This window comes from uncultured Blautia sp. (assembly GCF_902497045.1).
Lineage (GTDB): Bacteria > Bacillota > Clostridia > Lachnospirales > Lachnospiraceae > Blautia_A.
Window position 1 is genome coordinate 20,399 of the sequence record NZ_CABVDF010000009.1, and the last position, 10,176, is coordinate 30,574.

Here is a 10,176-nt window from a genome sequence, read left to right on the forward strand (position 1 = left end):
AATAATTTATTAATATAATTCCTGACAGCGAAATCTCGCTTTTCGGAAATTATTTCACGTTTATTCAGATTGACGAAACTTCAGATCCAGGAAAACATCCTCGAAATAAGGAGTCAAAAGTTTTATAATCCTCTCCTTTTTTTCCAGCATCTCCTTCATTTGCCCTTCTGTAATCTGGATTCTTGCCGCACCGTGGAACAGCCTGATGCGAAAGTCCTGAAAACCGATTCCCTTCAGTTCTTCTTCCGCTTTTTCAATTTTTTCCAGCATCTCCCTCTGAAGTACTGTTCCTGTCGGTATCCGGGTTGCCAGACAGGCATAGGAAGGTTTGTCCCAGGTAAAAAGACCTTCTTCTCGGGAAAGTCTCCGGATCTCTTTTTTGGTAAGTCCACAGTCTCTAAGGGGGGAAAGAACCTCCAGTTCATGAGCAGCGCGCATTCCCGGTCTGTCGGAAACATCATCTGACGCATTGCTTCCATCCATCAAGAGCGTATAGCCATCTTTCAAAGCTCTTTCCTTTAAAACAGAAAACAATGTTTTTTTGCAATAATAGCATCTGTTTGCAGGATTAGCAGAAATTTCATTATCCTTTAAAATATCATGTTCTATTACAATAAGCGTTTTTCCTAGTTCCCTGGTCAGACGTCTGGCATCCTCCAGTTCAAAAGCAGGCTGAAACGCTGTTTTTATAAAATAAGGCTGCACATCGGCGCCGTACTTAACTGACATTGCAAGAAGGAAAGCAGAATCAACGCCGCCGGAAAATCCAAGAGCCGCCCTGGGATGCTGTAAAAAAAATTCTTTTAAATTCATGTTGTTTTCTCCTGTATGAAATCAAACAAACTTAACTGTCTGCAGGTTTCCATATTTTTCTGTTTTCCGGTCTTTTCTCTTTCAGTGTCCTCCTCCGGAATCTCTTCCAGAAACGCAGACGGTTCTTCTGCAAAGGTCAGGATCAGTTCTTCTCTTGCCCTGGTCATCCCCACATAAAACAAACGTCGTTCCTCTTCCACATCCGCGGGAGCATCTTCTCTTTCCAGAGGAAGCTCTCCCTTTTCCATTCCAAAAAGAATTACCACAGGAAATTCCAGTCCCTTGGAGGCATGAAGAGTCATGAGAGACACTGCGTCTCCATGATAGCTTTTTCCTCCGCATCTCTTTAAATCTCCCTCTTCTCCCAGAAGAAGGGCATCCAGGAACTCTCTGGTACTGTTATAGAAAATCGCCATATCTGCCAGCATCTGCATATTTTTTTCTTCTGTCAGATTCAGATCCTCTATCCATTCCTGCATGAGCTTTTTGGGTTTTGTACGGTCCCATTTCTTCTCGTATCTGGCTGCCATTTCCTCGTAAATACCTGATGAAATCCGGCTGTCTTCCAGATCCCACAGCTTTTTCACAGCCTCTTCTCTGCAGGCAGGATGATCCGGTTCTGCCAGAGAACAGAAAAAGCTGATGGTTCCCTGAACAAGAGGGCTCTCTAAAAAACCTTCTCTTCCCCTCACCACATAGGGAATCCCTTCCTTTTGGAAACATTTTTCCAGCAGACGCGCCTGATGATGGGTTCTGTACAAAACTGCAATATCACGGAAGCTTTTTTGTCCTGCATTTCCCTTTTGTGCAAAATAATCCTGCGCTTCCAGCATATCCATACCGCCTGTCAGACGGTTTATTTCTTTTGCCGCAAAAACTGCTTCTGCATTTTTGGAAGAGGCTTCCACGATCCGCAGAGGAACGCCCTCGTCTTTCCAGGGCTTCAGTTTACGCTCCATACCCGGATTATTGCCGATCACTGCCAGAGCGCCCCTGAGGATGTGTCCGGTACTCCGATAATTATTTTCCAGAGAAATCATTCTGGTTTCCGGATATTCTTCTTTCATTTTCATGAAACAGCCGGAATCAGATCCACGGAAGCCATAAATAGACTGATCCGGATCTCCTATCACAAAAAGTTCTTTTCCATTCTTATTCCATTCCCGAATCAGTTCATACTGTATTGAACTGATATCCTGAAATTCATCTACCATAAGATACGAAAACTTCCGCTCCCAGGACTGCTTTTTCCTGCTCCCATGGTTTTCTCTGCATATTTTCAGGGTTTCTGTTAAAAGATCATCAAAATCATACAGCCCCTGGCTGTGCAAACGCTCCTGATAGGACTGCAGCAGCTGCGGAATCAGTTCCTCCTGTCCTGATACTGCCCCGGTTTTTGCCAGAGAAATTTTATTCAAAAGCTGCGCAGGAGTAAGCGACAATCCATACTCTCCACACAATTCCTTTGCGATTTCTGTCAGAACAGAGGTATCAGCCAGAAAAATTTTCCGTCCCTGTTTTTTCAGAAAATCCAGACAGATGGAATGAAAGGTTCCAATTTGCATACGGCTGATATTCCGTCTGGAACCAGCCTGCAGCGTCAGACGTTCTTTTAATTCCCTCGCAGCCTGATTGGTAAAGGTTACGGCTGTGATCTCTCCCGGACCTACATTTCTCTGTTCCAGAAGATAAAGGATCCGTGCGATCAGTGTTTTTGTTTTCCCTGTTCCGGGACCTGCCGCCACAGCGATCCTGCGGTCTATGGTCTCTGCCGCCTGACTTTGTTTTTCATTCAGCTCTTCCTTTTTCCCGGTTTCTTTGTCTTCTTCCTGCTGTTTCTCACTCTGATCCGGACGTTGACCGGAAGATACCCTGTCCTTTCTGTTCTTTTCTTCCTGATGCATTTCCTCTTCGCTGAAAAAAGACAGCTGCCCGTTTGGATTTTCGATCTCATCCTGTTCAAAAAGACGGATCACCCCATATTCTCCGTCAAATCCCGGGGTTCTTTTTACCTGCCCGGCTCTTAGTCTCCGTATCCCCTCTGCGACCATATATCCGGCCTCTTTCCGGATTTCTTCCACCGGTATTTCCCGAAGGATTTCAAATTCCGGTCCCAGTTTATGAAGCATGATCTCATACTGCTCCTGTACTTTTTTGCTGGCAGGTGTTTTTCCTGTGGAGGCTGCAATAACTTCAGGCAGAGGAACCAGATATTCAAATGGCTTTTTATTTTTTCTTTCCTCTCCATCCTTACGGTCAGAAAGCTGCAGAACTCTGTGATCCACACCAATCGTAATCTTCTTCCCACAGATCGGGCAGATTCCTCCATATGCTTCAGATTCTTCCGGACTCAGACAGAGATGACATTTTCTGTGTCCGTCAAAATGGTATTTTCCTTCTTCGGGAAAGAACTCAATGGTTCCTTCCAGCCCATTTCCTTCCTGAATTGCCTGATATAATCCCTGATAACTCAAATCTATATCCAGAAGGTTTGCTTCCCTGCCTAATTTAGCCGGGGAGTGCGCGTCTGAATTGGAGATCAGCTGGTACCGATCCAAAGCCGAAAGCTTCCAGTTCATCAAAGGATCTGAAGAAAGTCCTGTTTCTACCGCATGGATATACGGAGTCAGATCCTCAAAGCATTCCTCCACTGTGTCAAAACCGGAAAATGCCCCAAACATGGAAAAATGCGGAGTCCAAATGTGCGCCGGGATCAGGATACCCCGGGGACACAGCTCCAGCATAATCTCCAGTAAGTCATGGCTGTCAAGACCAAGGATCGGTCTTCCGTCAGAATGAATATTTCCTATCATTTCCAGTTTTTTGGAAAGCTTTTCCGCATCCTCCAGACTGGGAAGAAGAATCACATTATGAACCTTTCTTACCTTACCGTTTTTCTTATAAATAGAGCTGATCTCACCGGAAAGCACAAATCTCGGAGAACTGTTTTTATATTCCCTGCTTTCTTCCAGCACAGCCTCTTCTTTTAAACAATATAGTCCGTCTTCTGCAGGAATCAGCTTTTCTTTCAGCTCCTCCCTCCATTGTGGATGGGTAAAATCTCCTGTGCCTAAAATGGATATTCCCTTTTTTCTTGCCCATAAATCCAGATATTCCGGTGTTCCCTGCTTACTGGTGGCGCGGGAATACCGGGAATGAATATGTAAGTCTGCAATTCCCTTCATTTTTTTCTCCCTGTAACCAAATTTTCTGTGAAAATTATAACACTTTTAGATTCTTATGGGAAGTCAGTATACAGCAGGATTCTCACAGTGCTTCCGGCTCTCCTGCTTTTACAGATGAAAAATAGCGCAGGTAATGATTTCACTACCTGCGCCATTTCGCATTATTTCTGCACGATATTTATAATCTTCTTCGGAACATAAATCTCTTTGATGATGGTTCCTGTCAGCTTGTCTGCAACTACTTCTTTTGCTTTTGCAAGGGCAGTTTCTTTGTCCGCATCCACCGGAAGAGCTACAACACCTCTGGTCTTGCCGTTGATCTGAACAGCAATCTCAATGGTATTCTCTACAGTTTTTGCTTCGTCATACTCCGGCCATGGCTGCTGATATACATAGCCTTCATAACCGCAGACATTCCAGATTTCCTCTGTGATATGAGGTGCTACCGGATTCAAAAGAAGCAGGAAGGTACGATATTCACCTTTTGTGATGCTTCCCTTTTTGGCAAAATCATTAAGAAGAGTCATCAGCGCTGCAATTGCAGTGTTGTATTTCAGATTCTCAAAATCATTGCTTACTTTTTTGATTGTCTGATGTATCTTTGTTTCCATATCACTGCTGAAGCCGTCACCTTCTGTAAGAATATCCTGCAGTTTCCATACACGTTCCAGGAAACGACGGCAGCCCTTTACTCCGTTTTCTGACCAGGATGCACTAAGATCAAAGGCGCCAATGAACATTTCATAAGTACGAAGAGTATCTGCTCCGTAATCATTAACGATATCATCCGGATTTACTACGTTTCCGCGGGATTTTGACATTTTCTCACCATTCTCGCCAAGGATCATGCCGTGAGAGGTACGTTTCTGGTATGGTTCCGGGCATGGCACAACTTTATTGTCATACAGGAATTTATGCCAGAAACGGGAATACAGAAGATGGAGGGTTGTATGCTCCATACCTCCGTTATACCAGTCAACCGGAAGCCAGTAATTAAGAGCCTCCTGGCTTGCAAGAGCTTCTGTATTATGAGGATCTGTATAACGAAGGAAATACCAGGAGGAACCAGCCCACTGAGGCATCGTATCTGTCTCACGTTTCGCCGGTCCGCCGCAGCATGGGCAGGTGGTATTTACCCAATCAGTCATAGCCGCCAAAGGAGACTCTCCGTTATCTGTAGGCATGTAGCTCTCTACATCCGGAAGTTCCAGAGGAAGCTCACTTTCCGGAAGCGCCACATAACCGCACTTGTTACAGTGTACCACGGGGATCGGTTCTCCCCAGTAACGCTGGCGGGAAAATACCCAGTCTCTCAGCTTGTAATTCGTCTTTCCTGTTCCAAGCTTTTTCTCTTCCAGCCACTCAATGATCTTTTTCTTTGCATCGGCAACTTCCAGACCATCCAGAAATCCAGAATTGACCATCTTACCTGCAGCAACATCTGTAAATGCTTCTTCCTGCACATTTGCTCCGCCTGCTACTACTTCGATGATCGGCATATTAAATTTCTTAGCAAACTCCCAGTCACGGGTATCATGAGCCGGAACAGCCATGATCGCACCGGTACCATAGCTCATCAGTACATAATCAGAAACCCAGATGGGAATTTCCTTTCCGTTTACCGGATTTACGGCGCGGATACCGTCAATCTGTACACCTGTCTTTTCTTTTGCAAGCTCAGAACGCTCAAAATCAGACTTTCTTGCAGCCTGCTCCTGATATTCGTGAACGGCATCCAGATTTTTAATCTCGTCTTTATATTTTTCCAGCATTGGATGCTCCGGAGAAACAACCATATAGGTTGCACCAAAAAGAGTATCTGGTCTGGTTGTATAAACAGTCAGCTTGTCTTCTTTTCCGGCAATGGCAAAGTCAACCTCTGCTCCCTGACTTTTTCCGATCCAGTTTTTCTGGGAAACTTTTACACGTTCAATATAATCTACGCCATCAAGACCTTCCAGAAGCTTTTCTGCATAATCTGTAATCTTCAGCATCCACTGGCTTTTGACCTTGCGGACAACCGGAGATCCACAACGCTCACAGACACCGTTTACTACTTCTTCATTGGCAAGTCCTACCTTACAGGAGGTACACCAGTTAATAGGCATTTCTGTTTTATAGGCAAGACCAGCATTAAACAGCTTCAGAAAGATCCACTGGGTCCATTTGTAGTATTCCGGATCTGTGGTGTTTACTTCCCTGTCCCAGTCAAAAGAATATCCCAGAGAATGAAGCTGTTCTTTAAAACGTTTTACATTATTTGCTGTAACAATCTTTGGATGGATTTTATTCTTAATGGCATAGTTTTCTGTGGGAAGACCAAAAGCATCCCAGCCCATAGGATAAAGTACATTGTATCCCTGCATTCTTCTTTTTCTTGCCACAATATCCAAAGCTGTGTACGGTCTTGGATGACCTACATGAAGGCCCTGTCCTGACGGATACGGAAACTCTACCAGAGCATAATATTTCGGTTTACTGTAATCATCTGTTGCGGCAAAAGCTTTATTGTCATCCCAGATCTTCTGCCACTTTTTCTCGATCACCTTATGATTGTAAGGTACTGACATAATTTTTCCTCCTTATACAAAATAGCAAAGCGGACAAGTCCGCTTCGAACTCCTTAATAAAAAAAGCCCCTCATCTCTGTATTTAGAGACGAAGGGCTAAATTCCGTGGTACCACTCTAATTCATCGGATATCTGATCCGGTGCACTCATTGAATCTGTAACGGGATTTCCCGTCCAAAGCTACTGTACTTTCACTTCGGCAACTCCAAGGCGAGTTCAGAAACATCCTTTCCTGCCTCACACCAAACGGCAGGTCTCTGAAAAAGAATAAGTTTTCTTACTGCTCCTCTTCTTCGTCTTTGTTCTTCATAATTCTAACTATTCCCGACAGGTTTGTCAAGGATTAAATTCTTCTCTGTTCCTGAAAAGCTCTCAGTATGATATTCCGCGCTTCTCTGGCTTTTTCCGCATCCATGTTCTCTGTGTTTTCCAGAGGATAAGGAAGCCCCATTTTTTCATATTTAGCCTTTCCCATAGTATGGTACGGAAGAACCTCCAGGCCCTTTATATTTTTAAATCCGGCCAGGAGCTTTCCAAGATTATTCAAATGCTCTTTCTGGTCTGTGATCCCGGGTACAACAACATGGCGGACAACCATAGGAACCTCTGCTTTTTCAAGCGCTTCAGCAAATTCCAGCACATGCTTCTGACTTAATCCGGTCAGATTTTTATGTTCCTCTTCATTACTGTGTTTAAAATCCAGAAGCACAAGATCAAGAACATCAAACAGTTTTTCAAATTCCTGCTGCCTTTCCTTCCGATACATGATTCCGGAAGTATCCAGACAGGTGTGGATTCCCTGTTTTTTTGCTTCACGGAAAAGTTCTGTCAGGAAATCAAGCTGCATAAGAGGTTCCCCGCCGGTAGCAGTAATCCCTCCATTTTTGTAAAAAACTTCATTCTTTTTGTAGGCATCCAGAATTTCTTCCACTGTCATCCTTTTTCCTTCTCCTGATTTCCAGGTATCCGGGTTGTGACAGTACAGGCATCTCAGAGGACATCCCTGAAAGAATACTACAAAACGAACTCCGGGACCATCAACGGTCCCGAAGCTCTCTGTAGAATGAATATACCCCTTGTGGTCATATTCTTTTTGCATCTGATTACATTCCCTGGTGGAAGGTTCTGGAAATAACCTCATCCTGCTGCTCTTTTGTCAGCTTATTGAAGTTTACCGCATAACCGGATACACGAACGGTCAGCTGCGGATATTTCTCCGGATGTGCCTGTGCATCCAGAAGAGTTTCTCTTGTAAAAACATTTACGTTCAGATGATGGCCACCTTTTTCTGCATAGCCGTCAAGTAAGTTTACCAGGTTATCTACCTGTGCGTCACTGATATTCATAGTAAATCCTCCTGTAATGTATATTTGAAATGAAAAGATTATTCTGCCTCGTCTACGCTGAGGTTTGGTTCACAGCATGCGCAGTCCGGCTCAAGAGAAAAGCTCAGATCATCCAGACTGATGGAATCCAGCATTACCATATCCTCTTTTCCAAGAGCTCCCGGAATAATAGAGAAGGTGTTGGAAATTCCATCCTGCGCTTCTTTAAACGGAAGCTTGGCAACAGAACTTAAAGATGCAACCGCTCCATGGCTGTCTCTTCCGTGCATAGGGTTTGCACCCGGGGCAAATGGCTCGCCAGCCTTACGTCCGTCCGGTGTTGCTCCTGTATTCTTGCCATATACTACATTTGAAGTAATGGTAAGGATAGAAGTTGTAGGAATACCGCCGCGGTAAGTCTGAGTAGTACCTACATAGTGCATAAAATCTTTTACGATCTTGTATGCAATCTCATCTACACGGTCATCGTCGTTTCCGTATTTCGGGTAATCGCCCTCCACCTCAAAGTCTACCACAATGCCGTTTTCATCACGGATGGTTTTTACCTTTGCATATTTAATAGCAGAAAGAGAGTCTGCGATTACAGAAAGTCCGGCAATACCTGTTGCAAACCAGCGTGTCACATTCTTGTCATGAAGAGCCATCTGAAGACGCTCATAGCAGTATTTATCATGCATATAATGAATAATATTAAGAGTATTCACATATACATGAGACAGCCAGCGGCTCATATCGTCATAGCGTTCCATAACCTCATCATAATCCAGGTATTCAGAAGTGATCGGACGATACTTTGGTCCTACCTGTTTCTTGGTGATCTCATCTACACCGCCGTTGATAGCATAGAGAAGACACTTGGCAAGATTGGCACGAGCGCCAAAGAACTGCATCTCCTTGCCAACACGCATGGAAGATACACAGCATGCGATGGCATAGTCATCTCCGTGAGTCACTCTCATCAGATCATCATTTTCGTACTGAATGGAAGAGGATGCAATGGAGGTCTTTGCACAGAAACGTTTAAAGTTCTGCGGAAGTCTCGTGGACCATAATACAGTCAGGTTCGGTTCCGGCGCCGGTCCCAGGTTGGAAAGTGTATGAAGGTAACGATAGGACATTTTTGTTACCATGCTTCTGCCGTCAATTCCCATACCTGCAATAGATTCTGTTACCCATGTGGGGTCACCGGAAAACAGTGCATTATATTCCGGAGTTCTGGCGAATTTTACCAGACGGAGTTTCATGATAAAGTGATCGATAAACTCCTGGATCTGCTCCTCTGTAAATGTACCGTTTGCAAGGTCTCTCTCTGCATAAATGTCAAGGAAAGTAGAAGTACGTCCCAGAGACATGGCTGCACCGTTCTGCTCCTTGATCGCTGCCAGATATCCAAAATACAGCCACTGAATTGCTTCCTGTACGTTCTGAGCCGGTCTGGAAATATCAAACCCGTAGATTTCACCAAGTTTTTTCAGTTCCTTAAGAGCCTTGATCTGTTCAGAAAGCTCCTCGCGATTACGGATTACATCCTCGTACATATTGCTTCGTGTTCCGGCTTTCTGATCTTCTTTGTCCTCGATCAGACGGTCTACACCATAAAGCGCTACACGACGGTAATCGCCGATGATACGGCCGCGTCCATATGCATCCGGAAGTCCGGTGATAATGTGACTGGAACGGCATGCGCGCATTTCCGGTGAATATACATCAAATACTCCGTCATTATGTGTTTTTCTGTATTTTGTATAAAAATCTACAATTTCCGGATCCACATGATATCCGTTGTCCTCGCAGGCTTTGATAGCCATACGGATTCCTCCGTTTGGCTGAAGAGCACGCTTAAACGGCTTATCAGTCTGAAATCCTACAATTTTTTCTTTATCTTTGTTCAGGTATCCCGGTCCGTGGGAAGTGATGGTAGAGATAATGTGTGTATCCATATCAAGGACACCGCCTTTATTTCTCTCTTCCTCTGTCAGTTCCATTACCTGCTCCCATAACTCATTGGTCGCTTTTGTCGGTCCTTCCAGAAAGGTTTCATCTCCCTCATAGGGTGTATAGTTTTTCTGGATGAAATCACGCACGTTGATTTCTTTCTCCCAGACTCCGCCTTTGAATGAAGCCCATTCCTGTCTCATTGATCGTCCTCCTGGTATTTTTTCTGAAGTTGTTTCTAAGCAACTTAATTTTCATGATTAGAATATATAGTATAACCAGTCTTACGTCAAGGTATATATTGTATATTTTAAAGGACAATACTTA

General features: G+C 44.2%; 6 protein-coding genes and 1 other annotated feature. All 6 genes read right to left on the reverse strand.

The genetic code is table 11. From position 1 onward, the window contains the following. Positions 1 to 60 precede the first annotated feature (60 nt). The 6 genes from larE to pflB all read right to left on the reverse strand — a co-directional run bounded on the left by larE (position 61) and on the right by pflB (position 10,052). Positions 61 to 813: an ATP-dependent sacrificial sulfur transferase LarE gene (gene larE / locus RDS42_RS02025; protein WP_308782119.1), complete on the reverse strand. Its 753-nt coding sequence runs from the start codon at positions 811 to 813 to the stop codon at positions 61 to 63. Beyond that, complete coding sequence (locus RDS42_RS02030) at positions 810 to 3,998, reverse strand: UvrD-helicase domain-containing protein (protein ID WP_308782120.1); 3,189 nt, start codon at positions 3,996 to 3,998, stop codon at positions 810 to 812. The genes larE and RDS42_RS02030 overlap by 4 nt, the downstream gene beginning before the upstream one ends. Before the next feature lie 161 nt (positions 3,999 to 4,159). After that, on the reverse strand, positions 4,160 to 6,568 hold the full coding sequence (gene leuS, locus RDS42_RS02035) for a leucine--tRNA ligase (protein ID WP_308782121.1): 2,409 nt from the start codon (positions 6,566 to 6,568) through the stop codon (positions 4,160 to 4,162). 81 nt (positions 6,569 to 6,649) lie between these two features. After that, positions 6,650 to 6,871 (reverse strand) — a binding site (T-box leader). Between the two features lie 40 nt (positions 6,872 to 6,911). Further along, complete coding sequence (gene pflA, locus RDS42_RS02040) at positions 6,912 to 7,667, reverse strand: pyruvate formate-lyase-activating protein (RefSeq protein WP_308782125.1); 756 nt, start codon at positions 7,665 to 7,667, stop codon at positions 6,912 to 6,914. A gap of 4 nt (positions 7,668 to 7,671) precedes the next feature. Beyond that, positions 7,672 to 7,914 carry an autonomous glycyl radical cofactor GrcA3 gene (grcA3, locus tag RDS42_RS02045; protein WP_308782122.1) on the reverse strand — a complete coding sequence of 81 codons (243 nt, stop codon included), beginning with the start codon at positions 7,912 to 7,914 and terminating at the stop codon, positions 7,672 to 7,674. 38 nt (positions 7,915 to 7,952) lie between these two features. Next, the gene (gene pflB, locus RDS42_RS02050; protein WP_308782123.1) at positions 7,953 to 10,052 is read right to left on the reverse strand and encodes a formate C-acetyltransferase; all 2,100 of its coding nucleotides are present in this window, start codon (positions 10,050 to 10,052) and stop codon (positions 7,953 to 7,955) included. Positions 10,053 to 10,176: the final 124 nt, after the last annotated feature.

Bases quoted from the DNA above. Each gene is read 5' to 3' on its own strand.
- larE (WP_308782119.1), bottom strand. From the start codon at position 813: ATGAATTTAAAAGAATTTTTTTTACAGCATCCCAGGGCGGCTCTTGGA.
- leuS (WP_308782121.1), bottom strand. From the start codon at position 6,568: ATGTCAGTACCTTACAATCATAAGGTGATCGAGAAAAAGTGGCAGAAG.
- grcA3 (WP_308782122.1), bottom strand. From the start codon at position 7,914: ATGAATATCAGTGACGCACAGGTAGATAACCTGGTAAACTTACTTGAC.
- RDS42_RS02030 (WP_308782120.1), bottom strand. From the start codon at position 3,998: ATGAAGGGAATTGCAGACTTACATATTCATTCCCGGTATTCCCGCGCC.
- pflB (WP_308782123.1), bottom strand. From the start codon at position 10,052: ATGAGACAGGAATGGGCTTCATTCAAAGGCGGAGTCTGGGAGAAAGAA.
- pflA (WP_308782125.1), bottom strand. From the start codon at position 7,667: ATGCAAAAAGAATATGACCACAAGGGGTATATTCATTCTACAGAGAGC.